The following is a 25,140-nucleotide window of genomic DNA, read 5'->3' on the forward strand; positions in this document are numbered from 1 at the left end:
AAGGAGGACATAATTCCAAAATCATCCTCCATAACCGGGTAAATAGTAATAAATAGCCCAGAAATGTGAAAAGGTGCCTGCCATTACAAACAGGTGCCAAATTTCGTGATGGCCAAACCAGTTGGGAATGGGGTTCGGTTTTTGAATGCCATAGATTACAGCGCCCAACGTGTAAGCCAGCCCACCAACGCCAATCCATACCATGAAAGCCATCGGCAGTTTTTCCATGAGAGTGGGAAAGATGATAACGGCCAGCCAACCCATGCCCAGGTAAAACAAGGTAGAGAGCCAACGTGGAGCGCTCATCCATAAAAACTTTTTGATGATACCGATGATCGCCAAACTCCAGATGGTCGTAAAGAATCCCCATTTCCATCCACCCTCGAGTACGAGCAGGCAGATAGGGGTGTAGGTCCCGGCAATGAGCACATATATCATGCTGTGGTCCAGCTTTTGGAGCAGTTCTAAGGTCTTCTTTTTAACGGGCAAGGCATGGTAAAGCGAGCTGGCGGTGTAAAGAAGAATCATGCTCAGCCCAAAAATAGAAAAAGCAATGAGGTGACTGATGGAACCACGTTGCATGGCTTCGAAAATAAGAACACCTAACCCAACGACAGCAAGTAAAGCACCTACTCCATGAGTAAGGGTATTGATGGGTTCACGAATGTATTGCTGTAGTTTTTTCATGGCTTTTTATCAGCTCCAAGATACAAAATCCCCATCGCAAAGAATGGTGAGGTATTTATTTTTTTGAGGATTCCCAATTGGTGATTTCAATATAATGTTGTTCTCCTTCCTCGGTCTTATATACCAACCGATCTGACTGCGAAACCGTTTCAGAAGTTTTCGGAAGTTTGGAGGATGTACGAATTATTTTTCCGGTAATTACCAAACTATCTTCTAAAGTATCGCTTACAGATGCAGAGAGCGATTTTCTATTATTGTAAATAATATATTCAGGACTATATTTGGAAGCCCAATTCTTCACCGTAATTTTTAAATCAGTCCCTACCTCTGGCAGATCTGAACTGCCAACAGGTGAACGCGACCAATTATGATAGGTCGCATTTAAAATCTGAATATTTCCATTACTTGCTGTATTTTCTGTAGATGAGCACCCTGATGAAAACAGAAAAAGAGAGGTTAGAAGTAAAGTTGTAATCTTCATTGGAAATAAAAGTGATCTGGAATTAGTTTTATAGGTGTATAACAGCTCTTGCTTTAATTTAGTACAAAAGTTATGAAAAAATTGCGATTTATCTGGGTTTTATTATTTGCGGTAATGATTGGTTGTAGTGATTCAAGTCCCACAGATCCCGATTCCGGAAATGAAAATAATGTAGAAGCGACGGCCGAAAAGCAGTTCGTATGGAATGCCATGAATTACTGGTATTATTGGCAGGCAGATGTCACCGAACTTGGGGACGACTATTTTACGAATGACACTGATTTCAATAACTATCTGAAAGATTTTTCAGATGCCGAAGCCCTATTTGAATCATTACGACATCCGAATGACGATTTTTCTTTCTTTATCGATGATTATGAAGAATATCAAAATGAACAGGATGGTATTTATGCTGCATTGGGGCTGAATTATGGATTCTACTATAAAGATTCGCAACAAACGGATTTAGTAGGGTATGTACGCTATATTATTCCTGGCTCACCGGCAGAAGATGCTGGACTTGAGCGGTTGGATTTATTTACAAAAGTAGATGGAAATACTATAACAGTAAATAATTACCTGGATCTTTTGACTAATAATTCAGCCCATGATTTAACGCTGGCTCATATCGATACCTCAGGGGGGACTATTCAATATGTAGAAGATGAGACGGTGACGGTAGAATCGCGAGAGGTAATTGAAGACCCTATCTTTACCAGTGAGGTTATAGATACCAGTGGTGTGAAAATCGGCTATTTGATGTATAACGCTTTTCAGACGAATTCACATCAAGGCTTAAACGATGTATTTGCTGATTTTAAAAACCAAGGTGTAAATGAGCTTGTTTTGGACTTACGCTATAACGGCGGCGGGGCTGTTATTACAAGTCAATTGCTGACGAGCATGATTTCCGGGCTCGGAAGTTCGACAAAGTTTGGAGAGTTTGAATACAATCAGAAGCGCTCCCAGAATAATCGGGAAGTGTTTTTTTTAGATGAAGTTCCGCTGGAAAATGAAGATGGAGAGTTTGATCGTGATAGTGAAGGCAATTTTGTCAATACCGAACCCATAAACAGCTTGTCGTTGAATACTGTGTATGTATTGACGAGTTCGGGCACGGCTTCAGCCAGTGAGACGGTCATCAATAGCTTACGTCCTCATATGGAAGTGACATATATCGGGTTGAAAACGGTAGGTAAGGATGAAGGATCTTTAACGCTGTATGATGCCCCTACTCCCTATTTGAATAGCGACGAGGCTAATCCCGATCACAAGAAAGCCATACAGCCGATTGTGCTAAAAATTGTTAACGCTGATGGAGAGGCCTATCCTAATGGTTTTGCTCCGGATGGATATACCTCGAATGGTTGTGCTGATGATGAAAATGATAATTGCGTGACGGAGATAACATTAGATAACCTTTTAAATAAGCCGAAGATCGGCAGCCCCGAAGAACCTCTTTTTTCTCGTGCAATTGACGTAATTATAGGTCAACAAGCAAAACGAAAGGCAACCACTGACCAGATCAAAATGAAAGAAGTGCAATTACCTACTGGATTAGATGCATTTAAGCCTCATAGACAAGGCATGCATGTTGAGCCTTTTATGATACCTACAGATAAGAAGTGATAAACAGGACATAAAAAGTTTCCAAAGGGAATTGGCAAATACCGCTGATTCCCTTTTTCTATTTTGCATAAGTACTAAAATATGCATCCAGTTTATCAAAAGACTGGCGCCACCCGGCTTTCTTTTGCTCGCTCATCTCCCCTTTGGGGATTCCGGTATGGGTGAGCGTCATTCGGGTTTTGGTATTTATCTCATCAAGCATGAGCTCGACTTCCATTATCAGTGGAAAATCTTCATTAAACCCATAATGCGAGGCGGGAACTACATTTCCTTCGGGATCAGAAAAACTATCGCTGAATACCAATTTTCGCGGTGATATAATCTCTTTGTAAGTCCCTGTTGACCAGTAATCTTTGTTATCGGGCGAACGCATGTAAATTAAATAGCTGCCTCCCTCACGCAAATTAATTTCTGCAGAGGGGCAGCGAAAACCTATGGGGCCCCACCACTGTGTTACGATTTCAGGATTAGTCCAGGCTTCCCAGACAACCGCTCGCGGAGCATTAAAATTTCGGATTATTACCAACCCCTTTTGGGTGGACGTGTTTTTCATAAAGGTTCCCTCATTATACTTGTAATGGATGTTTCAGCATAGCTATGACATAAGAGCTCATTTTTTTTATGATCGGATGTTCTCCGCTTGCAAAAGTATAGATATCACAAAAAGCGTATGTTTTGCCTTCGTGAGAGGACATAGTCCCTTCCACTACGGCCTTGTTTTGATGTATAATGATATCATCAATCTGCAAATCAAAGAGAATGTCATTTCCCATTTCTATAAGTACTCTTTTAAGATTTGTCTTCCCCTTGATTATATCTTCACCGACCATGTCCCATTGTATGTCGTCGGTAACGCACTTTGAAACATAATCAACATCGTTAATGGCAAATGCTTTGTTTAAATTACGTAAGAACTGCTTTTTATTAGTCATGATTGACCTCTCTCCTCGTTTTAGGATAGTTACCATAATGACTCAATATGGCATTCTACAATATAACTTTTGCATATTACAGCCTATACCTATTTTGGAGCAGCATGTTGTAGGTGAAATCCTATATTTGGATTTATGGCCCTTGCTCAAAATGAACAACCAATCGAAACAGGCATATAACGTTAGTTATGAAATTTGGCAGTGTTGATAATCCCGAAGATTATAATCTTTCTCTTCCCGAGGATCATCCGGAAACCCCAATGGTATTGGCTGCATACGGTGAAAAAGATGTCCCGAATGTTTTTGTGGGATGCGCAAAGTGGAACAAAAAAGACCTCAAGAATTTTTATCCTGATGGCGTGGGTGATGAGCTCGAATACTACGGTAAAAATTTTAACTCTGTGGAGCTCAATGCCACTTTCTATAATACGTTTGATCAAGATCAGATAACAACCTGGTACCATAAAGTGCCATCGGAGTTTAAATTTTTCCCCAAGGTTAACCGTTATATTAGTCATTTGAAATGGTTGAATGGAATTGAAGAAGCTACCGACGATTATTATGACAGCATTATCCATTTTAAAGAAAAACTCGGGACCACTTTTCTACAGCTGCGCGGTAACTTTAAGCCCAAATTTTTTGACCGGGTAGCTAATTTTGTAGAGCATTGGCCCGAGGGCGTGCCCTTGGCTATTGAATTCCGCCATCCCGACTGGTTTGCGGAATCCGGAGTGGCCGACGATCTCTATCAGGTGCTGGAAGAAAATAATGTTGCGAATCTAATTACGGATACTGCCGGGCGGCGCGACCTGCTGCATATGCGCCTCACAAATAACGAAGCGTTTGTTCGGTATGTGGGTGCTAACCACGAATCGGATTACCGTCGTCTCGACGAGTGGGTAGAACGGCTAAAAGGCTGGAACGAACAGGGACTGGATAACATCCACTTTTTTGTGCATCAAAATAACGAGAAAGCGTCACCAAAGCTGTCAGCTTATTTTATTCAAAAATTAAATAAGGCCTTGGGGACCGATTTGGAACCACCGCAGTTGCCGGGTAAGCAAAATGATCTGTTTTAAGAAACAAGCAGTTAAATGATAGTTCGTCATTATTCGTTGGGGTAGTCGCAATATGAAATCGAGGAATTTCAAATATTATGGCTAAAGATTTTTCCAGGAAGGATTTTCTGAAGACAACGGGATTGGGAATAGCAGCATTGGGATTCCCCAACATCTTGTTATCCAAACAGAAAGAAACGTTGGGCGTGGCGTTGGTGGGATTGGGCCGTTACAGCACGGGGCGTTTAGCCACCGGCCTCCAGAAAACGGAACACTGCGAGCTTCGCGGTATTGTGACCGGATCTCCCCACAAAATCCCGCTTTGGCAAAAGCGCTATGATATTCCCGATGATAACGTGTATAACTATGAGAACATGCACGAAGTGGCTAATAACGATAATATTGATATCATTTATGTAGTGACGCCGCCGGGCCTTCATGCAAAATATGCTATAATTGGGGCCGAAGCCGGCAAGCATGTGTGGTGTGAAAAACCGATGGCTATGAACGTTGAAGAATGTCAGTCGATCATTGATGCGACTGATAAAAATGATGTTTCACTGTCGATCGGCTATCGACTGCAACACGAACCCAATAATCGTACGATTATACGATATGGAAAAAAGGAAACCTTTGGTGCTGTTGAGGAAGTTAAATCCGGCGCGGGGTACAATGCCCAGCATTCGCCCGAGAGCTGGCGTCGGGATGCCGAACTCGGCGGCGGGGCGTTGTATGATATGGGCGTTTATCCCATTAATGCTTCGCGCTACTCTACAAATATGGAACCTGTTGCAGTCCGAGGAAAACAGTGGTCGGAACGTAATATCTATGATGAGGTGGATGAGTTTACTGAGTTTGAGCTCGAGTTTCCCGATGGCGTTATGGCCTTTGGTGAAACCAGCTTTGGCAAATCAACAAATTACCTGAATGTGGATTGTACGGATGGATGGTATAAACTGCAGCCGTTCCAAACGTACAGCGGCGTGAAGGGCGAAACCAACGATGGTACTAAGTTATCACCCGATCCCAATCATCAGCAGGCGCGACAGATGGACAATGAAGCGCTAGCTATTAAAGAAGGGCGCGATCCTGTCGTCCCCGGCGAAGAAGGCTTAAAAGATATTCGAATTGTTCAGGTCATCATGGAATCATCCCAGAAAAACCAAGCCCAAATTAGGCTTTAAAAATAAGGTAGAGTAATTTTTGAGAACAGCTTCCGGTTTCTCTTAGCTTTTTTGACATAAATAGTTATCCAAAGCTGATGATCCAATACAAATATAACAGCGCAAAGCCGGTCAAAAATACCAATCCACTCCAGCTAAGCCATTTAAGCCAGGGTTTTGGTTTGCAATCTTCTGGCATGTGATCGGCAGTTACCAGCTTATAATTGAGGTACGCTAAAACCGGCGCAGTTAAAAAGGATAAGGTGGTTGCCAGATCAACCATCAGGGTAAACGAATCGCCAAGAAAGTAAAGTACGCCAAGCGAAAGCAGGGAAATGACAACAATAAGAATGCGATAAACGCGAAGATTGTCTTTCTCCTGCATGATGTCTGGCATGAGGACTTCCAGCATGCGACGGCTGACGCGTGGGTAGGCGTCGGTGACGGTGAGCGTAGTGCTGAACATGGTGGTGAAAGCACAGATGATGATTACCGGATAGAGCCAATCACCGAGACTCTCGGTGTATAATCCCAGCAGTTGGTTGGCAAAGATTGCGCCACTGCCGGCATACTCTTCACCGCTTCCGTACATGACGAGTGCACCGAGTAGGAGAAATCCTAACGCCAGCAGCGCTGCCCCGATATACCCGATATTAAAATCCAGCAGTGACTCTTTAAGCTTGGGACGATACTGGGTTTGCTTTTCCCGTTCTAAGGTCCACAGCGAATGCCAGGCTGCTGCATCTATTGGGATCGGCATCCACCCCATTAAAGCAATTAAAAAGGAGACACCGGCCACATTCCAGATACTTGGATAGTAGCTGGCAACCTCGTGCTGTCCGCCCTGGAAGAGAGCAGCGCCCAATGCTACGATTGTTGATACTGCAAGTACGACCATGATTAATTTTATGGCACCGTCGAGCGCAGAATATTGCCCTGAAGTAAGCAAAACAATACAGATGGCCAGCAGTATGGCACTCCACGATAAAGGGGTAAGGGCAATGCCGGTAAGTTCGGCAGCCAGGCTGGCACTTACGATGGTTACGGCGGCTTGAACGGCAAACATCGTTCCCAGGGTGAAAATCACAAAAATGCCAATGGCCCATTTGCCAAGACGATTATATCCATCAATCATACTTTCGCCGGTGGCAATGGCATAACGCGGACCATATTCCAAAAAAGGATACTTAAAGAAATTAGCCAGAACTAAAGCCCAAACTAAGGCAAAGCCGTAAGTAGCACCAGCACGGGTGGATTGTACAAGATGTGAAACTCCGATAGCTGCCGCAGCCATCAACAGCCCGGGGCCTAAACTCTGCTTTATTCCTTGCCAGCGATCTGTATCTTGGTTTTTATACTCTCCCTTATTGCTCACAGCAGGTTGTGATGCTTCAGCCATAACAGAAATCTGTGGTTAGAAAACTTTTCAAATTGAAAAGAACAATAAGAAAATTGGAAATGAAACAAAAAGAGATGGTTTATTCCACTGTGAATCAGATAAGGGGAGGAGTTACTTTATGGTACTTGGGACAAATTGCTCGGGTCCGTCCATAACTACTCCGATGGGATTGAGGTAATGATGAATGTGAATGGTATCCTGATGATATTCCAGCACGTCTTTTAGCTGACGGTACACTTGGGGAGCCTCGTCAAGTCCGCCGCCGCGTAGCTCCACTCCTATTTTTTGCAGGCGGTCATAAATCATGTCGGGTTTTATGGCAGATTTTGATAGATCACGTCCCCGGTAGTCACCTTTCGCCTGCGTACGTGACATCACTCGTCCCGCACCGTGTATGGTCGAGTAAAGGGCTTTTTTACTTTTTTTTGATTCAATTCCTTCGAGGATAACCGATATATCACCCATACTACCGCCGACAAACCCACGCTGGCCGGGGAATGCAGGAGTAGCACCTTTGCGAACAACAATCAATTCCTGACCATCGTGTTCTTCTTTCCATGCAAAATTGTGATTGTTGTGAACTTCATCCAAGGTGGTAGCATCAAATGCCTTGGCCAGTGTATGGCAGACCCATTCACGGCCGGCATATGCGTAGCGCCCGGCAAGATTCATAGCCCCGAAATAGTCTTGCCCCAGCGGCGTGTCGAGATCAAGGAGCACTTCTTTTTGTTCAAAATTATCATTCCATTCTTTCCCTTGTGAGAGGTTCATAAATCCCTGCGCCGTTTTATAGCCAAAGCCTCGACTGCCGAAATGCACTCCGATCCAGATATGATCATCTTCGTCGTGAAACAGATCTAGGTAATGATTGCCTGAACCAACGGTCCCCAGTTGCTCACGAGCCGTTTGTTTTAGTGATGAGGCTATCCTTTTGTCTGGAAAAGCATCCCACTCCGGCGCATCAAAGATGGGATGGGCGGTTGGTGAATCAGAATTTTGTTTGCCCAGTCCGAATTGGATGCGCTCTTCGATGATATCTAACGCAGCAGAAATATCAAAGGTGGAGAGCGTTTTATCCAGTTTGACAGCCATGTTGCCACATCCAATATCGAACCCCACACCTACAGGAGAGACTTTATTCTGGTATGCCATAACTCCGCCAATAGGCATGATATATCCGAGGTGCGCGTCTGCCATAAGGGCACCCCGTTCGGCACGCATCAGCACGTCATGAAATTGTCCAAGCGTATTTTTATCGGGTTGACCAAAGACAGATTTTTCTTTGTTTAATTGAGAAACCATTGCAATATCTACAGCTTTATTTGTTATACTACTATTAGCTTAAAAAACAGAAACAAGTTTTAAAACAATTGGTTCGTTTTGAATCTTCAAATACTAAAAACTGTTTTTAGAATAACAAGCTGGGAGTTAATTAAATATTATTGGAGGTATCTATGATTACGCGTGAAGACATCCTCGAACTTGCTAAAAAAGAAAATAACCATTGTGTATCTATTTATTTACCCACTCACAAAACAGGTAAAGAGGTGCAGCAAGATCCTATCCGGTTAAAGAATTTGCTCACACAGGCTGCAGAGCAATTAAAAGAGAGAGAGGTTAAGCAAAGAGAAATTGATAAGTTGCTGGATGAGGCAAGAAAGTTATTGGATAAACCTCAGTTTTGGCTGCATAACGATAAGGGATTGGCGTTATTTATAAGTGAGGATGAGTTTGAATATTACCGCATTCCACATGAATTTAAAGAACGAGTGATGGTGGATGATCACTTCCTGATTACCCCGTTGGTACCTATGATTTCCCTGGAAGGAACGTTCTGTATTTTGGCACTCAGTCAGAAAAAAATGCGACTTCTCAAATGTACACGGGCAGATGTTGAAGAGATTGAGCTCGAAGAAGCCCCCAATAGCTTGGAAGAGTTTTTGAAGTATGATGTTTATGAAAACAATCTCCAACACCATGCCGGTCAAGGCGCTAATGCCCAGGCAATTTTTCATGGTCAAGGTGGATCGCGCGATACCAATACCGAGGAGGTTATAAATTATTTGAAGACGGTTGAAAATGAAGTGACTTCTATCCTGCGTAAGCGAAATGATCCTCTGATTTTGGCCGGGGTGAATGAAGCTGTGGCCGAATACCGGAAAGTAAATAGCTATAGCAGGCTTATGGATGAAGCCATATTGGAGAACCCGGATCCTAAGAAAAATACGGAAATAAAAGATGAGGGTTGGGACATTATAAGATCGTACTTCTTAAAAGATATGTATGAAGATATGGAACGGTTCGGCGATCTTTCTGGGTCTGAGAAACAGTCCGATAATTTATCTCAAATTGTAGAAGCGGCCTACTATGGTAAAATCGAATCACTATTTGTACCTATAGGAGAACACAGTTGGGGTTGGTTCGATATGGAACGCGATACTGTGCACCACAGCACGGGTCCCAAAAACGGAGAACATGATTTGATAAATATGGCTGCCATCAAAACACTCACCCAAAGCGGCAATGTATATGCGCTTGATAAAGAAGATATGCCCAATGGGTCTTCAATTGCGGCTATATTTCGGTATGCATAACAAACTTATTCAGATCGGGCAGTAGTGTAAACTAAACTCTGTCCGGTTAATAACATCTTTTAAGGCATCGGCTTAATGGTCGATGCCTTTTATTTTTTAAAACATTTTTCATTTATAACCTTTACACTTAGGCACAAACCGCTTCTTTTAATTTAAAAACAATCCGTTTATGAAATTACGCATAGTTGTTATTTCACTATTGGCCTTGCTTATAGGTACCGGTGTGCAGGCACAGAATCCCGCCGATGCCGAGGCTTCTATGGAGTACTATTTGCCGCAGGATGTTGAGTACGACGCATCTATCCCTACGCCCCAAGAAGTTTTGGGAATGGTTCCGGGAGAATGGCATGTTCGTCACGATCAGCTGCTGCAATATATGCATGCCGTGGCTGAAGCATCCGACCGGGTAACACTTCACAAGTTTGGAGAATCGTACGAAGATCGAGACTTGGTTTATTTGACTATCACCTCTCCTTCCAATCAACAAAATATTGATCAGATTAGAGAAGAGCATGTAGCGCTTACGGATCCGGCTAAGTCTGATGAAATAAACACGTCAGATATGCCCATTGTGTTGTATATGGGATACAGTATCCACGGTGATGAATCGAGTGGTTCCAATGCCTCAATGCTGGTGGCGTATTATATGGCTGCAGCCCAAGGAAAGGAAATCGAAGACAAGTTGCAGAATAGCGTAATTTTACTGGATCCAAGCTTAAACCCTGATGGATTAAATCGTTTTGCGAGCTGGGCCAATACGCATAAAAGTAAAAACCTGGTGGATGACCGCAATAGCATGGAGCTTAACCAGCGTTGGCCGAGCGCGCGCACTAATCACTACTGGTTTGATTTAAACCGCGATTGGATGTTGGTACAGCATCCCGAAAGCCAGGGACGGATTGATAATTTTCACAAGTGGAAGCCCAATATTTTGACGGATCATCACGAGATGGGTACAAACTCCACCTTCTTTTTCCAGCCGGGCATACAGTCGCGTACCCATCCTATTACACCCAAAAAAAACCAAAACTTGACGAAGGCAATTGCCGATTATCATGCTGAGATTCTGGATGAAAACCAGCGGCTCTATTATTCACAGGAGAGTTTTGATGATTTCTATTATGGCAAAGGATCAACCTATCCCGATGTAAATGGAAGTATCGGAATTTTGTTTGAACAGGCCAGCTCACGCGGACATGCCCAGGAAAGCGAGCACGGGGTATTGAAGTTTCCCTTTACGATAAAGAATCAGTTTTTGACTTCGCTTTCGACCTGGGAAGCCTCACAGAATTTGCGGCAGGAGATTCTGAATTATCAGCGCAATTTTTATAAACAGGCCAAGCAAGCCGGTGAAGATGCCGATATTGAGGGATATGTATTTGGTACTGACGATGACCAGGCCCGGACCTATCATTTGGCAGAATTGTTGCGGCGTCACAAAGTAGATTTGTATGATTTGAGTAAGGACATCACGGTTGATGGAAAGACATTTCAAAGTGGATCATCGTACATGATTCCATCAGATCAAAACCAGTATCGATTTGTAAAAGCATTGTTTGAGCGCCGTACCACATTTACAGACAGCTTGTTTTATGATGTTTCGACGTGGACAATGCCATACGCTTTTAACCTACCCTTCGCTGAACTGGAAGGTCGTGATTACAGCGATGATCTTCTCGGTAATAAAGTAGATGGATTACCGCAGTTCCCCAGCGGCGAAGTACTGGGCGGCAAAAGTGATTATGCCTATGTGTTTGAATGGGATGAATATTATTCGCCGCGAGCGGTAAATCGTCTACTTGAGGCGGGAGTACGCCTAAAAGTTGCAAGCAAGCCATTTACAGGAGTTACAGCTAATGGCACTCATAAATTTGATTATGGAACGATTTTGGTGCCCTTGGGGCCTCAGCCGGTAGATCAAGACAACATCCATAAGCTTGTTCAACAAGCTGCCGATGAAGATGGACTGACAGTATATTCTGTTGGCACGGGACTAACGCCAAACGGAATTGATTTGGGCAGTGGATCTTTTGAGAGTCTTGAACAGCCAAACGTTGCGTTGCTTTCAGGCGATGGGGCCAGTTCCTATGAAGTGGGTGAAGTCTGGCATCTCCTGGACCAACGGTTTGCCATGCCGCCTACGCTCTTCCCCATGGATCGTGTAGAACGAGCTGACCTAAGTCGATATAATGTAATTGTGATGGTAAATGGTAGTTATGACGGGTTATCTGATCGAGCTATTGAAAAGATTAAACGATGGACTCAAAACGGCGGAACGCTCATAACTACAAAATATGCCAACAGGTGGGCCAAGCAAAATGGGTTGGCAAATATAGAGTATCTCAATGATGAAGAAACCGAAGAAGAGCAGGAGGTAACGCCCAAAGCGTATGCCGATATGAGTAATGCCCGCGGCGCGCAGTATATCGGAGGCACTATTTTTAATACCAAGCTCGATTTAACCCATCCACTGGGTTATGGCTATAATGATGAGGATTTGACAGTTTTCCGCAATAGTACGCTCTTCTTAAAGAAGGCTGATAACCCGTATGCCACTCCAGTTTATTATACCGAAGATCCGTTGGCCAGTGGATACATCTCAGATGAAAACCTGGAAAAATTATCCGGGACGGCAGCGGTTGTCGTGAGTGATGTTGGAAGCGGAAGAGTTATCTCAATGACGGATAATCCCAACTTTAGAGCCTTTTGGTTTGGTACGAACAAACTGTTTATGAATGCTATCTTTTTTGGCCAGACAATTGATGGTAGATCTGGTAATTAATTGATGGCAATAGCATATTAACTTCTTTAGGCATGGAAATAATAGTTATTTCCATGCCTTTTTATTTTCTCAAATATTTTGATCGAACCCTGTTATATTCCAATAACTAAAAAATGAGTTGGGACATATGAGTTTGTTTGAATCAAAATTAGATTTAAAACCTGTTTTTCAGGCGTTATTTGCTATTATTATTGTCGGTGCCATAGGGGCGCTGATCCTTTCGTTAAGTCTTGATAAAATAGTTCAATCCAGCCTGGAAAGTAGCACGTCAGAGGTGCTTAATACGTCGGTTGCTATTGAAGATGTTTCAATATCTCTCTTGAATGGTTCTGGAACCATAAAGGGATTTACGATTGATAATCCGGAAGGCTTTAGCGAGAAACCTGCTGCCAAGCTGGAACTGATAAGTCTTAAGATGAGATTATCTTCTTTCTTTTCGGATACTATAATTGTGGATGAAATCCGAATACAGAAGCCAGAACTTTATTTTGAGAAAAAAGCCAGCGGTAATAATTTTGATGCGCTGACCGAAAATATGGGAGGATCGTCTTCATCAGATACCAATCTTATCGTTGATTATCTGTTTGTAGAAAATGGCAAGGTTACATTAACGGCGGATATTGGTGACAGAAAATCCGTAGTGGCCGAATTTTCCAGCATAGAAATGAAGGGGATTGGGCGCACCGGCAACAATACCATGGAGCAGACGATACAGCAGATACTTAAACCTGTTTTGGAAAAGGCCTTGCAAGAAGCAGCAACTCAGGGTTTAATGGATAAAGCAAAAGAGGCCCTGCAAGATATGCTCGATGGATAATAGGTTTCCCTTCCTCCTTATACAAAATAAAAAAGAGACATCTGTATTCGAGATGTCTCTTTTTTGTAAGTAAGCACTTTTAAAAAGCTTGAATCCTAATCTTTATAGTGCATTAGTCAGTTTATCAGTGTAGTCCAACTTCTCCCAGGGAAACTCATTGCGTCCAAAATGCCCATAGGCAGCTGTTTTAGAGTATATGGGTCGTTTTAGGTTAAAACGACTGATAATGCCCGACGGGGTTAAGTCAAAGGTCTGTTGAATAGCTTGAGCTAATTCGGCATCCTTTACTTTTCCAGTTCCGTAGGTATTCACATTAACCGAAACCGGCTCGGGGATACCAATAGCATAAGCGAGTTGTATGAGACATTCTTCGGCAAGATCAGCGGCAACAACATTCTTGGCAATATGTCGTGATGCATAGGCTGCGCTGCGATCTACCTTAGATGGATCCTTACCGGAGAAAGCCCCACCGCCGTGAGCACCGCGACCGCCATAGGTATCAACAATAATTTTTCGGCCCGTCAAACCGGTATCTCCATGGGGTCCCCCAATCACAAACTTACCGGTAGGATTTACATGGAGAATAGTTTCGGCATCCATTAGTTCTTCGGGAATAACTTCCGGAATAAGATGCTTTTTTAAATCCGTTTTGATTTTAGCTTGGTCAACCCCTTCGTCATGTTGGGTGGAGATTACAATCGTATCCACTCTTTTGGGATTTCCTTCATTATCGTATTCAACCGTAACCTGACTCTTACTGTCGGGAGCAAGATATGGGAGCAGAGCTGTTTCTTTGCGGATATGTGCCAGTTCGCGCAGCAAATCATGAGAATATTGCAGCGTCATAGGCATGTAGGTATCGGTTTCATCCGTAGCATAACCAAACATCATGCCCTGGTCGCCGGCACCCATTTTTTTGTCCTTTCCTTCGTCGACGCCCTGAGCAATATCTGGGCTTTGCTGATGGATGGTTGTCAAAACGCCACAAGATTCCGAATCGAACCGATACGAATTTTTGGTGTAACCGATATTGCGAATGACATCGCGAGTGATCTCTTGTACATCCACATAGGCATCGGTTGTAACTTCGCCGGAAATAACGGCAAGTCCCGTTGTAACCAGTGTCTCGACAGCTACCCGAGAGTTGGGATCTTGTTCGAGCATGGAATCGAGGATGGAATCAGAGATTTGATCAGCAACTTTGTCCGGATGACCTTCTGATACAGATTCGGAAGTGAAAAGGTTTTTCATTGGAAAAAAAGTTCGTGTAAATAGTGATTATTTAGAAGCCTTGAAGCTACAAAAATATGTGTAATTATGCAGAATGATCTACCAATAGAAAAAGCCGCACTCTCGTTATGAGAGCACGGCTTTTCTGGACTATTGGTAAAATAAGCTTACCTAAGTTAATTAGCTGGGAAGCAGTACGCCATCAATGAGGTGTACCACTCCATTGGTACCCTGCAAGTCAACCGTAGTAACGTTATATGTATTACTGGCTTGATCTGTCAATGAGACGCTGCCATCATTGTTAACCGTGATTTCTAAATCTGCACCGTTTACTGTCGTCACCGTGCCAGAAGAAATATCCCCGGAAAGTACTTCGGTAGGAAGTACATGATAGGTTAACACATCTTCGACGTTATACCCCGAGAGATCAGCATTGGCAAAAGCATCATTAGTGGGAGCAAAAACTGTAAACGGTCCGTCTCCTTGGAGCGTGCTGGCCAATCCGGCACTAACAACAGCCTCCTCAAGTGATTGCAGGTTATACCGCTTAGATATGATGCCGACCACATCTTGATAAGCATCAGGCAATAATACCTGATTTATTACATGAATTATACCATTGGAAGCCCCAACATCGGGTATGGTAACAGAGGCATTGTCATTGATCATTACCTCCCCGTTTGCCGCAGTAATAAATAGATTACCACCGGCCAAGGCCTCAGCAGTTTGAGGAGGAGTTAGGTCACCTGAAGCAATATTCCCAGATACAACGTGATATTGAAGTATTTCTGCAAGCTGTTCGTCAGTAAGACTACTGACATCAACACCGGAGAAGGCATCATCAGTTGGTGCGAACACAGTAAACGGACCAGCGGTCTGAAGGTCTTGATCCAAGCCTGTTTGTTGAAGAGCGCTAACAAGTGTAGTAAAATTACCGTTAGCAACAGCTACATCAACAATATTGGGTGCAGGATTAAGAACTCCGTCAATAATATGAACAACACCATTGGTACCTTGAATATCGGCCTCCGTTACTTCGTACATTTGCCCGGAATTGTCGGTAAGTGTTACCGTGCCGTCGGCGGCCTCGATAGTTAACTCGGTTCCGTTAACCGTTTCTACGACCTGTGCTGGCTGAAGGTCTCCGGAGAGTACTTCTGAATCAAGTACATGGTATGTTAAGATATCTTGAATTTCTTGCTCAGACAGCCCGGATAGATCCACTTCGCTGAATGCTGCGTTGGAAGGAGCAAATACCGTATAGCTTGCTTGATCATCCTGCAGCGTGCTGGCCAATCCGGCACCTACTACAGCATCTTCCAGCGACTGCAAATTATATCGCTTAGCGACCAGTCCGACTACATCAAGATATCCATCAGGTAGTAAAACTTGGTCAACAGCATGAATGACCCCATTGGAGGCTTCGATATCGGCATTAACGACGGTTGCGTTGTCGTTAATGGTTACGTTGCCATCAACTGAAGTGATAAAAAGATCCCCACCCGCAAGAGCTTCTGCAGATTGTGGTGGGTTCAGATCGCCAGAGGCAATATTGCCTGAAACGACATGATACTGAAGTATTTCGGCAAGTTGTTCTTCAGTAAGACCACTGAGGTCTACATTAGTAAAAGCATCGTTGGTAGGAGCAAAGACCGTAAATGGTCCTGTTCCTTCAAGGGCAGATACCAATCCAGCGTCACTTAAAGCGGAAACAAGAGTGCTGAAGTTGTCATTGGATTGAGCAACTTCCACGATGTTACCGGTTTCATTAGGTGGATTGGTTGGGCCATCATCATCGTTGCCGCAGGCCTGTAGCGTAAAAACTAATAGAACGGCAATAAAACTATTGAACAAAAATGTTCTAAGTTTTAATAAAGGATTGTGAGTTGTTGTTTTCATTGTGATATGTGATTAATTAAGGATTGTGATATTCTTTAATCACATATATGGGCACAATGGTTCCCTAAAATATTAAATATATGTATTTAAATAATTTAATGTTTTAAATGAACGGAAGAGATATGAGTAATGTTAGTAATCAATTTTTCTATATACCTAATTAAATAAATCCCCATCTTTTTTGTCAGGGTTTACCCCTAAATACTCAAAGGCTTGGCGGGTGGCTATTCTTCCCTTTGGTGTTCGCTGGAGGAAGCCTTCCTTAATTAAGTATGGTTCGTAAACTTCTTCGATAGTCCCTTTATCTTCACCAACGGCAACGCCTAATGTCCCTAACCCTACCGGGCCGCCCTCATAATTTTCGATAATAGCTTTTAAAATACGGATGTCCATTTCATCCAAGCCATTCTGGTCGACATCAAGGGCATTTAGAGCAGTATCAGCAATTTCATCATTGATGGTATCCATATCTTTTACCTGGGCAAAATCGCGAGTACGTCGCAATAATTTATTAACAATTCTTGGAGTACCGCGACTACGACGAGCAATTTCATGTGCCCCGGTATCGGTAATGCCCATCCCTAAAATACTGGCGGTGCGAAGGGCAATGCGCTGCAATAGTTCAACATCGTAATAGTCTAACCGCATATCGATACCAAAGCGAGCACGTAATGGTGCGGTAAGGAGTCCCTTTCGGGTAGTTGCTCCCACCAACGTAAAGCGGTTAAGTTCAATTTGGATACTGCGGGCATTGGGGCCCGAATCGATGACAATATCCAGCTGGTAATCTTCCATAGCTGAATATAAGTACTCTTCCACAACCGGATTCAGTCGGTGGATTTCATCAATAAAAAGGACATCGCCCTCATCAAGATTGGTAAGCATGCCGGCCAGGTCACCAGGCTTTTCGAGAACAGGACCGGTGGTGGGTTTAATTTGAACCCCCATTTCATTTGCAATAATGTGAGCCAGCGTCGTTTTTCCCAAGCCGGGAGGGCCCGAAAGAATAACGTGATCTAAGGCCTCGTTACGTTTTTGTGCTGCTTCAATAAAAACCGAAAGATTTTGAATAACCTTCTTTTGTCCAATAAACTCGCTAATATGGGTTGGACGTAACGAGCGTTCAAACTCTTGGTCATTATCAGAAGCGTCTAACAGTGGATTTTGCAAAATAAGTATGGAATGAGTTAACCGACTTTATGGCAAGTAAATTAACTCATTATTTGCAAAGTTTCGAAAGCTTATTCTCCTTCTTTCATCTATTCTTCGAGGTTATCAAAATCAATATTCCCTAATTTGTAATCCAGTTTTTTAAGCAGTCTGAAAGAAGGCTTACGATAAATACCATCCATCGAATATACCTTATGGATAGCGTCCCGCGCTTTTTCCAACTGTTCAATATTGATGTAGGCATTGCCCATATACCAATAAGCTTTCTCTTCTAAAACATCTCTTTTTGTTTCTCTTTGTATAACGGCCTGAAATGATTCGATTGACTCACCGAAACTTCCGCTATTATACTGTATGATTCCTTTATTTAGATAAGCGTTCGTAGCAGTAGGCTTGTCACCGTGCTGGTCAATTATTTTATCGTAGGTAGCTATCGCCTTTGAAATATCTCCGGAAAGAGCGGCTTCGAAGCCTCGGTTAAGAAGTGAGTCGGCCGGTATTATTTCGCTTTTTTGATTACGAAATACTTCAGCTGAAGAAAGGTTATCTGCCAGATTAAATTGGCTCGGCACCTCATCTTGCAATGATGTATTTGTATCAAATTGAAAGAAGTTTATCGAAACAACCAATAGAGCTACTGCAGCAGCGGCTGCCATCCATTTCCAGGAACGCTGAATGGAATAAATTATGCTACTTTCTTCGGCGGAAGAGGTATTATCTTTGGAAGAACGTTTTTCAAGAATAGCTTTGACGCCCAACTCCGTTTTCAAAAGCTCAATATAGTTGGGACGCTGAAGGAGTTCCTCCCAAAGCTGCTGGGATTCCTCCTCGGACAGCTTGCCATTAATATAGGCATCAATTTTTTGTTCCAACTCTATGTCTCTTGACATTTTGTTCATGTTCAAAGTGTGGTTTACGTGCTTAAAATGGTATTAACCTACTTGCTTTCTCAAGGTCTGTAAGTAAGACCTTTGAGAAAGCCAATCCTTACATTATAATTTGCTCTTTTTTTGGTAGCATTCGTTAAGTTTTTGAATAAGCCGATGTTTTCGAGTCCAAACGTTATTAACGCTGATATCAAAGTGTTGTGCCACTTTTTTGGCATGAGAATCAGGGTGGTCAAACCAGTACTGCATAAACTTCTGATACTTTTCTTTAAGTTGATTGAGGCACCACTCGAGCAAGCGTTCTTGTTCTTCATCCAACAACGACTGTAGTTGGGTTGGAGCTTGTTGATGATCATCAGGAATTTCATCAGTTGCTTCGGGACGTTTCTTATTCTGCATTTTGAGATAATTGTTTCTACAGACTGACAAAATATACGATACCACCTGATCAGGGTTGTTCAGTCTATCTTTCTTGATCACCTCAAGCGAGGTAAGCAAAGAATCTTGTGCACAATCCTCTGCATCGGCCTGGCTTGCATTCATGTGAATACGTAGAAATGCTATTAACCTTGGCCTGAGCGCCTCGATGATTTTGTTTGCCTCTTGATTGTTATTCTCTTGTACGGCTGATACTAAATTTGCGTAATCCATAACCAATAATTCAAAAAGCCAATGTTGATGTAAAAACTATAAAAAGTTAGGCAATAAACAACAGTTACATTAACTTTGAGTAGAAAAGCTATAAATAATTCCTTTTTATCCCATTAGAAAGATATATCAGGGAAGCCCAAATCTGAACGGTGGTTAATGTATCGAGTTCAATTAAAAAATTTTGAAGGTCCTCTTGACCTGCTTCTATTTTTTATAAAACGTGATGAGCTTGATATCTACGATATTCCCATCTCCTACATTACCAACCAGTTTTTGGAATATATCAGTTTGATGGAGGAACTGGATTTAGATGTTGCCAGCGAATTTATCCTGATGGCCAGCATGCTGATGTCGATAAAGGCCAAAATGATGCTTCCGCAAGAGGAGTCTGATGAGGCGCTTGATGAGCAGGATCCCCGGTATGAATTGGTGCAACGGCTGCTCGAATATAAGCGTTATAAAGAGATGGCAGGAAAGATGGAGAATGTGGCTGAAGAGGCCCAAAAGTCCTACTTTCGGGGAAATCCCGAGGCCGATCAGGTAGACAAACAGGCCAGCGGTGAAGCCCTGCAGGATGTAACCATGTTTGATTTGATGGCAGCCTTCAAGAAGGTATTAGCTGATATCAAAAAGCAGGAAAGCATACATCATGTAGAAAAGATAGAATATACCATTGAAGAGCAGAGCGAGTATGTGTTGGATTGCCTGCAACAAAATGGACGTACTTCTTTTAAAACGATGTGCCGAGAGCTTAAAAACATGACAAAAATAGTGGTCACTTTTTTAGCCGTTTTAGAAATGCTTAAGGAGCGACAGATCAACTTGTATGTAGAAAATGATGATCCAACGGCGTTTTACCTTGATTTAAAGCCCGTGGATGAAATTATCGGCACTCCCGAAACCAATCAATAAAAAAAGCAGTGTTTTTATGAAGATGTACTTGAAATCTGTAACAATTGGATTGTTGATATTTATTGTCGGTTGTGCAGGGTCTGGTCCGTCCAGCCTGGAACAATCTACGGCATCGCTTTCTGATACAGAGCAGTTATTGGGTTTTCAAACTGAGATATCCGAGGATTATTTGAAGCCGCATCTAACGGCTTTTGCTCATGATTCTATGAAGGGACGTGAAACAGGCACGATATCCGAGAAAATAGCTGCTCGGTATCTGGCCGATGAGTATAAACAGCTGGGATTAAAACCGGTTGGAGATAATGGCAGTTACTTCCAGAATTTTAAGCTTCATGCGTCCAAAAGTGATAGCATTGTTTTTGAGCTTTTTGAAAAAAGTGAGAATAAAAGAGAACGAATTAATCGTTCGGTAGCCCGTTCCAATCAAACGGCAAATTTTGCACGATTATTTGGTGGTCAGGATAGCCTAAAAGGGCAAATTATTTTTGCGGGATTTGGTGTTAACGATCAGGAACGTGGAGTGGCCCATCTGGATAGTATTAATCTAAAAGATAAGTGGGTGATGGTATTTCGAGATATTCCAAATCTTGCAGATGGGGATACACTTATCGATCCCAAAATCGATGCCCGGACACGATTTCAAATGGTTATGCGTCAGGACGCAGCGGGTATTTTGGTTGTTCCGGCAAGTGCGCCCCAAGAGTTTGATGCGATTGCAAAAAAAATGCAGGACAGCTTTGGAGAAACCGGTCGCATGAGTTTGGCCTATCGGAATAATAATGGAGGTTCTTCGAGTGGATTTAGTGGTGGATATAATGTTGTGAAACCGGAATTGGCTGCACAGTTATTGGGATTGAAGTCTGTGAAAGAGCTGACTGATTATCGCCAAAAGCTGGTCAGTACTATTACCGAGTTTCAGCCCAAGCAGTTGAACTATGACTTAACGCAGATCCCCTATTCATCCCAAGAAACACTGAACTCCAGAAATGTTTTAGCTTTTCTTGAGGGCAGTGATCCGGAACTAAAAGATGAAGTCGTTGTGCTGACTTCGCACTACGACCACGTGGGAATTGGCGAACCGGATTCTACCGGTGACCGTATTTATAATGGTGCAGATGATGACGGTAGTGGAACCATTGGCCTTTTGAATATTGCCAAAGCCTTCTCAAGGGCTAAAGACGATGGAATAAAACCCAAGCGAAGTATCCTTTTTTTAAATGTTTCCGGTGAGGAAAAAGGATTGCTTGGATCGCGATACTACTCTGACCATCCGGCATTCCCAATGGATAAAACGGTCGCCAATCTAAATACCGACATGATTGGCCGCATCGATTCTACGCACAAAAGCAAAGACGTTGAAAAGTATGCCTATATTATTGGTGCGGAACTCATTTCTTCGGATCTGGATAGCCTGATTAAGGCGGCTAATGAAAGGTCCGGTGAAATAGAGCTTAACAAAAGGTATAACGACCTGAATGACCCCCAACAGTTTTATCGTCGCAGTGACCACTGGCATTTTGGCCGAAAACAGGTGCCCTTTGCCTTTTTCTTTACGGGCGTTCATGAGGATTATCACCGTCCTTCGGATGAAGTACATAAAATCCGCTTTGAAAAAATGGCAAGTATTCTACGGACGATGTATGCAACAACTGTAATGATTGCTAATGCTGATAACCCTCCTGCCGTTGATAATCAGCAGTTTATTGAGATTACGAAAAGTGATAATTAGGCAGCAACAGGCATATACAATCTGTACTTTAAGCGTTTGGGCATTCTTAATGTACCTCTATCGCCCCACCACAATAAAAGGAGACCAATATACGGGATGATTGAATAGGGGGTGTTTAATCATCTTGAGTTTGGCTTCGCGCATCGCCTTGGCTTTGGATCCAAAGGGAATGGACTGTTCCCAACCAACCCATTGCAGGGCACTATCGATCCAGCCCTTGGTAGTGTCTTGTTGAAGAAGGGATTTGTAAAACTCGTTCATGAATGAGGCCGTTGACCGATCGTATACATTCCAAAGACTTACTACAACCGTTGAGCTGCCGGCATAGAAAAAAGAGCGCTGCATGCCCAGCATCCCCTCACCATTAACCATTTTGCCAAGTCCCGTATTACAGGCACTAAGGACCACCATATCTGAATTGATATTCATCCCAAAAATTTCGGAGCTGCGAAGCATGCCATCCTCGGTAGCGGAAGCCGAAATCTCGCTGTTGGTAGAAAGTGCTAATCCGCTGCGATTAGGTTGATTTTCGTCAATGATTCCATGTGTTGCCAGATGAACATATTGGTAATTGTTTTGCTGTAGTAAATGTTTAAGTGTTCCCTCAGATACCTGTTCATCTTTTAGAATAGAAGCATTTTGAAAATGTGTGGCAATGGAATCAACCTCAATAAGTGTGGACGGGAGATTGCTCAGATTGCCCCGTTGTAAATTGTGTTCATTATTACGGACAAAATCAGATCCCGCAACGGCCAGTAAATCTTTTCGGGATAATGATTCGGGTTCTTTCAAGAGCGTAAGACTGGTAAGAGAAGGCACGTACTTGATATTGTAGTTTTCTATCAAGTACTGATCGCCCTGTGAGATGGCCTCAAACGGGAGGTAGGCAAGTGCACCATCGGGGACGATAGTTAGATTTGAATAGTCTTCTAGATCATTCTCAAAAGGTTGTAAGAGAAAATTATATAAAGCCGTAGATTGCGACCGCAATCGTGTACGCGAAGCGCTTGAAAGAATAGCATCCTTAAAATCAGTCACCATGGTCGTCAGCTCTGTAGCAAGCTCATCAGTATTACCCGACAATGATATCGTTTCAACACGCACATTATCACTGCTGATCATAAAAGCCAACAGCTCGTTACCGGCCAGTGCGTATTCGAGGATGGCGGTTTGCTCGTCAACGCTGTTTTGGGCCTGTTGAAGACTGATCGGTTCGGGAGATTGCAGTGATTTTAGCCGAGGATGGTTACTATGCAATTCATTTTCATAGGAGGCATAGTCAAGTTCGGCATCCCGTATTTTTTTTCGCAGTTCTTTTTGTTTTTGAGCATTTACGGTACTTTCTAGCTGACTGTAAAGCTGATCAATCTGGTTTCGTTTCTGATTGCGTTCGAGACGGACTTTTTCGGGCAGTTGTTCTTCAATATTTTGCGAGGCTGATGCTAGCTCATCACTGAGTGCCCGGGCCTTTGCCTGTTCAACCAATTTGTATGCTCGGGCAACATCCGAGGTATAGGTTAACACCCACGATGCTACCTTGGTGTAAAAGTCGGAATGCTTGCCAAAATAGCCCGACTTGAGAGCTGAAAGAGCTCCAGCGTTGGAGCGATGTTGCTCAATAATATCAATAGCCTTTTGTCCATAGAAAATGGCGCTGTCGGAGCCAATTTCGTGATACTGCTGGGCCAAGTCTTTAAGGGGCGTAAGCTGACGACGAGGTGACAAATACTGGCTGTGATTATAGGCTGTTTTGAAATGTATGAGAGCTTCCTTGTCATGATTTTGCGCACGGTTAATTCGTCCAAAATAGGTAGAAGCCTTCTGTAACATATCGTAACTGTCAGTAGAATCGCCCATGGCTTTAAGTCGGTTGGCATAGGTGGTAGCTTGCTCAAAATCTTCTTGATCAATCGTTAACCGGAGCATAGAGTTTAGCGATGAAGCAATATCTCGATTATTTCCGTTCTGCTCCCGAATTTTAAGTGCCCTGCGATAGTATTGTATAGCTTCTTTTGTTTTGTCTTGGTTAAAATAGAGTTGCCCAATATTATTTACTGTGGTAGCGATAGAACGGGGCCCCGAATATTCTTCACCGATAGTTAAACTTTGTTGGTAATAATCAATGGCCGTGCCATATTCGTTTAGTCTTTTATAGAGAAGGCCCAGATTGTTAAGGATAGAAGACGTGAGGTTGGGCGTGGAGGCTTGCTGGCTGTAATCCAAACTTTTTTTGTAAGCTACCAAAGCCTGATCGTGGTTACCCAAATTACTTTGCATAATTCCAATCTGATTATATCCATAGGCTAATAAATAAACACTGCCAATTTTTTCACGAAGTTTTAAACTCCTGTTGGCATATTCCAGAGCACGATCGTAAAGGGATAAATCATAATATATTGAGCCAATGTTAGATAGCGCTGTTGCTCTATAACGATCATTGGCATAATAGTTAAGGGCTTCTTCGTAATATTCCAGGGATTTGGAGATGTTGCCTTTGCGGTTGTTGAGGCTACCTAAGTTATTATAGACCGTGCCAATGAGTAGACTGTCGCCCGACTCTTGGGCTAATGGCAAAGCCTTATTGTAATATTTTTCGGCTTGTTCTGTTTTCCCGATCCTGTTGGACGACCATCCCATACTAGTATATAAATCACCACGGTTGTAGGTGTCATTGGCCGGATGATCTACATTTAGCAGCTTCTTGTAGAGTTCCATTGCCTGGTCATTCTTGGAGCGATATACCATGGCGCTGCCGTATTCTTTGCCAGCCTTTAGCCAAGAGGCCGTATCCTGGAACTGCCGGTATAAATTGTAGGATTCCCGGTAGTAGAATTCCGATTCCGCCATTTTCCCTTCTTGATCGTATTCCCTGCCCTGTTGATATAGGGAGTCGGCCAGCTGTATGCTTTGTCCCCACGCCGATAAAGGAACAAGCAAAAATAACCCTACGTAGATCACCAACCGATGCATATAAGAAGTATTATCCCAACTTTTTGTTAGATACCCTAAACCGCTTGAATATATACACAGAATCTGGCAAAAGGTAAAAAGTTTGCCGTTGTATCTTAATTATAAAATATTATGGAGCTTCTTCATTAGGGAGGGGCGTTCACAATTAAC

General features: G+C 42.9%; 20 protein-coding genes. 8 read left to right on the top strand and 12 right to left on the bottom strand.

What is annotated here, in order from left to right:
- Positions 1 to 21: 21 nt before the first annotated feature.
- Entirely contained in the window at positions 22 to 687 is a 666-nt protein-coding gene (gene trhA / locus ACQ76V_RS08420; RefSeq protein WP_441000043.1) for a PAQR family membrane homeostasis protein TrhA, read from the bottom strand.
- 55 nt (positions 688 to 742) lie between these two features.
- On the bottom strand, positions 743 to 1,168 hold the full coding sequence (locus ACQ76V_RS08425; protein ID WP_441000044.1) for a hypothetical protein: 426 nt from the start codon (positions 1,166 to 1,168) through the stop codon (positions 743 to 745).
- Between the two features lie 72 nt (positions 1,169 to 1,240).
- Here ACQ76V_RS08425 and ACQ76V_RS08430 point away from each other — a divergent pair, with 72 nt between their 5' ends.
- Positions 1,241 to 2,797, top strand: coding sequence for a S41 family peptidase (locus ACQ76V_RS08430; RefSeq protein ID WP_441000045.1), 1,557 nt, complete (start codon positions 1,241 to 1,243; stop codon positions 2,795 to 2,797).
- A 58-nt stretch (positions 2,798 to 2,855) separates the two neighbouring features.
- On the opposite strand, the gene ACQ76V_RS08435 is transcribed toward ACQ76V_RS08430, so the two are convergent.
- Together ACQ76V_RS08435 and ACQ76V_RS08440 are read right to left on the bottom strand one after the other, a co-directional pair.
- Positions 2,856 to 3,350, bottom strand: a complete 495-nt coding sequence (locus tag ACQ76V_RS08435) for an SRPBCC family protein (protein ID WP_441000046.1) — start codon at positions 3,348 to 3,350, stop codon at positions 2,856 to 2,858.
- A 13-nt stretch (positions 3,351 to 3,363) separates the two neighbouring features.
- On the bottom strand, positions 3,364 to 3,729 hold the full coding sequence (locus tag ACQ76V_RS08440) for a nuclear transport factor 2 family protein (protein WP_441000047.1): 366 nt from the start codon (positions 3,727 to 3,729) through the stop codon (positions 3,364 to 3,366).
- Positions 3,730 to 3,917: 188 nt separating this feature from the next.
- Between ACQ76V_RS08440 and ACQ76V_RS08445 the strand changes: the two genes are divergently transcribed.
- Both ACQ76V_RS08445 and ACQ76V_RS08450 read left to right on the top strand, forming a co-directional pair.
- Complete coding sequence (locus ACQ76V_RS08445; RefSeq protein ID WP_441000048.1) at positions 3,918 to 4,808, top strand: DUF72 domain-containing protein; 891 nt, start codon at positions 3,918 to 3,920, stop codon at positions 4,806 to 4,808.
- A 77-nt stretch (positions 4,809 to 4,885) separates the two neighbouring features.
- On the top strand, positions 4,886 to 5,971 hold the full coding sequence (locus ACQ76V_RS08450) for a Gfo/Idh/MocA family oxidoreductase (RefSeq protein WP_441000049.1): 1,086 nt from the start codon (positions 4,886 to 4,888) through the stop codon (positions 5,969 to 5,971).
- Positions 5,972 to 6,035: 64 nt separating this feature from the next.
- Here ACQ76V_RS08450 and ACQ76V_RS08455 read toward each other — a convergent pair whose 3' ends face one another.
- Together ACQ76V_RS08455 and ACQ76V_RS08460 are read right to left on the bottom strand one after the other, a co-directional pair.
- Positions 6,036 to 7,349 carry an Nramp family divalent metal transporter gene (locus tag ACQ76V_RS08455; protein ID WP_441000050.1) on the bottom strand — a complete coding sequence of 438 codons (1,314 nt, stop codon included), beginning with the start codon at positions 7,347 to 7,349 and terminating at the stop codon, positions 6,036 to 6,038.
- A 111-nt stretch (positions 7,350 to 7,460) separates the two neighbouring features.
- Positions 7,461 to 8,651 (bottom strand): RtcB family protein, encoded by a 1,191-nt coding sequence (locus tag ACQ76V_RS08460; protein ID WP_441000051.1) that lies wholly within the window; start codon positions 8,649 to 8,651, stop codon positions 7,461 to 7,463.
- A gap of 152 nt (positions 8,652 to 8,803) precedes the next feature.
- Between ACQ76V_RS08460 and ACQ76V_RS08465 the strand changes: the two genes are divergently transcribed.
- The 3 genes from ACQ76V_RS08465 (at position 8,804) to ACQ76V_RS08475 (ending at position 13,542) form a co-directional block, all read left to right on the top strand.
- Positions 8,804 to 9,943 carry a baeRF7 domain-containing protein gene (locus ACQ76V_RS08465; protein WP_441000052.1) on the top strand — a complete coding sequence of 380 codons (1,140 nt, stop codon included), beginning with the start codon at positions 8,804 to 8,806 and terminating at the stop codon, positions 9,941 to 9,943.
- Between the two features lie 169 nt (positions 9,944 to 10,112).
- Positions 10,113 to 12,725, top strand: coding sequence for a M14 family metallopeptidase (locus ACQ76V_RS08470; protein WP_441000053.1), 2,613 nt, complete (start codon positions 10,113 to 10,115; stop codon positions 12,723 to 12,725).
- A gap of 127 nt (positions 12,726 to 12,852) precedes the next feature.
- The gene (locus ACQ76V_RS08475) at positions 12,853 to 13,542 is read left to right on the top strand and encodes a DUF748 domain-containing protein (protein ID WP_441000054.1); all 690 of its coding nucleotides are present in this window, start codon (positions 12,853 to 12,855) and stop codon (positions 13,540 to 13,542) included.
- A gap of 102 nt (positions 13,543 to 13,644) precedes the next feature.
- On the opposite strand, the gene metK is transcribed toward ACQ76V_RS08475, so the two are convergent.
- From metK to ACQ76V_RS08500, 5 genes are all read right to left on the bottom strand, one after another.
- Positions 13,645 to 14,793, bottom strand: coding sequence for a methionine adenosyltransferase (metK, locus tag ACQ76V_RS08480; RefSeq protein WP_441000055.1), 1,149 nt, complete (start codon positions 14,791 to 14,793; stop codon positions 13,645 to 13,647).
- Positions 14,794 to 14,952: 159 nt separating this feature from the next.
- A complete protein-coding gene (locus ACQ76V_RS08485; protein WP_441000056.1) occupies positions 14,953 to 16,671 on the bottom strand; it encodes a fasciclin domain-containing protein in 1,719 nt (572 codons plus the stop codon).
- Positions 16,672 to 16,827: 156 nt separating this feature from the next.
- Positions 16,828 to 17,841 (bottom strand): Holliday junction branch migration DNA helicase RuvB, encoded by a 1,014-nt coding sequence (gene ruvB / locus ACQ76V_RS08490; protein WP_441000057.1) that lies wholly within the window; start codon positions 17,839 to 17,841, stop codon positions 16,828 to 16,830.
- An 89-nt stretch (positions 17,842 to 17,930) separates the two neighbouring features.
- On the bottom strand, positions 17,931 to 18,731 hold the full coding sequence (locus ACQ76V_RS08495; protein WP_441000058.1) for a tetratricopeptide repeat protein: 801 nt from the start codon (positions 18,729 to 18,731) through the stop codon (positions 17,931 to 17,933).
- 102 nt (positions 18,732 to 18,833) lie between these two features.
- On the bottom strand, positions 18,834 to 19,379 hold the full coding sequence (locus tag ACQ76V_RS08500; RefSeq protein ID WP_441000059.1) for an RNA polymerase sigma factor: 546 nt from the start codon (positions 19,377 to 19,379) through the stop codon (positions 18,834 to 18,836).
- Positions 19,380 to 19,535: 156 nt separating this feature from the next.
- On the opposite strand from ACQ76V_RS08500, the gene ACQ76V_RS08505 reads away from it, so the two are divergent.
- Positions 19,536 to 20,291, top strand: a complete 756-nt coding sequence (locus tag ACQ76V_RS08505; RefSeq protein WP_441000060.1) for a segregation and condensation protein A — start codon at positions 19,536 to 19,538, stop codon at positions 20,289 to 20,291.
- Between the two features lie 28 nt (positions 20,292 to 20,319).
- Positions 20,320 to 22,020, top strand: coding sequence for a M20/M25/M40 family metallo-hydrolase (locus ACQ76V_RS08510; RefSeq protein ID WP_441000061.1), 1,701 nt, complete (start codon positions 20,320 to 20,322; stop codon positions 22,018 to 22,020).
- 57 nt (positions 22,021 to 22,077) lie between these two features.
- On the opposite strand, the gene ACQ76V_RS08515 is transcribed toward ACQ76V_RS08510, so the two are convergent.
- Positions 22,078 to 24,990 carry a CHAT domain-containing protein gene (locus ACQ76V_RS08515; protein WP_441000062.1) on the bottom strand — a complete coding sequence of 971 codons (2,913 nt, stop codon included), beginning with the start codon at positions 24,988 to 24,990 and terminating at the stop codon, positions 22,078 to 22,080.
- Positions 24,991 to 25,140: the final 150 nt, after the last annotated feature.

The organism is Fodinibius sp. SL11 (assembly GCF_052060035.1).
GTDB lineage: Bacteria > Bacteroidota > Rhodothermia > Balneolales > Balneolaceae > Fodinibius.

Coding starts and splice junctions, on each gene's coding strand:
- ACQ76V_RS08470 (WP_441000053.1), top strand. CDS start 10,113: ATGAAATTACGCATAGTTGTTATTTCACTATTGGCCTTGCTTATAGGT.
- ACQ76V_RS08440 (WP_441000047.1), bottom strand. CDS start 3,729: ATGACTAATAAAAAGCAGTTCTTACGTAATTTAAACAAAGCATTTGCC.
- ACQ76V_RS08435 (WP_441000046.1), bottom strand. CDS start 3,350: ATGAAAAACACGTCCACCCAAAAGGGGTTGGTAATAATCCGAAATTTT.
- ACQ76V_RS08430 (WP_441000045.1), top strand. CDS start 1,241: ATGAAAAAATTGCGATTTATCTGGGTTTTATTATTTGCGGTAATGATT.
- ACQ76V_RS08515 (WP_441000062.1), bottom strand. CDS start 24,990: ATGCATCGGTTGGTGATCTACGTAGGGTTATTTTTGCTTGTTCCTTTA.
- ACQ76V_RS08505 (WP_441000060.1), top strand. CDS start 19,536: ATGTATCGAGTTCAATTAAAAAATTTTGAAGGTCCTCTTGACCTGCTT.
- ACQ76V_RS08495 (WP_441000058.1), bottom strand. CDS start 18,731: ATGTCAAGAGACATAGAGTTGGAACAAAAAATTGATGCCTATATTAAT.
- ACQ76V_RS08460 (WP_441000051.1), bottom strand. CDS start 8,651: ATGGTTTCTCAATTAAACAAAGAAAAATCTGTCTTTGGTCAACCCGAT.
- ACQ76V_RS08425 (WP_441000044.1), bottom strand. CDS start 1,168: ATGAAGATTACAACTTTACTTCTAACCTCTCTTTTTCTGTTTTCATCA.
- ACQ76V_RS08445 (WP_441000048.1), top strand. CDS start 3,918: ATGAAATTTGGCAGTGTTGATAATCCCGAAGATTATAATCTTTCTCTT.
- ACQ76V_RS08450 (WP_441000049.1), top strand. CDS start 4,886: ATGGCTAAAGATTTTTCCAGGAAGGATTTTCTGAAGACAACGGGATTG.
- ACQ76V_RS08500 (WP_441000059.1), bottom strand. CDS start 19,379: ATGGATTACGCAAATTTAGTATCAGCCGTACAAGAGAATAACAATCAA.
- metK (WP_441000055.1), bottom strand. CDS start 14,793: ATGAAAAACCTTTTCACTTCCGAATCTGTATCAGAAGGTCATCCGGAC.
- ACQ76V_RS08465 (WP_441000052.1), top strand. CDS start 8,804: ATGATTACGCGTGAAGACATCCTCGAACTTGCTAAAAAAGAAAATAAC.
- ACQ76V_RS08485 (WP_441000056.1), bottom strand. CDS start 16,671: ATGAAAACAACAACTCACAATCCTTTATTAAAACTTAGAACATTTTTG.
- ACQ76V_RS08455 (WP_441000050.1), bottom strand. CDS start 7,349: ATGGCTGAAGCATCACAACCTGCTGTGAGCAATAAGGGAGAGTATAAA.
- trhA (WP_441000043.1), bottom strand. CDS start 687: ATGAAAAAACTACAGCAATACATTCGTGAACCCATCAATACCCTTACT.
- ACQ76V_RS08475 (WP_441000054.1), top strand. CDS start 12,853: ATGAGTTTGTTTGAATCAAAATTAGATTTAAAACCTGTTTTTCAGGCG.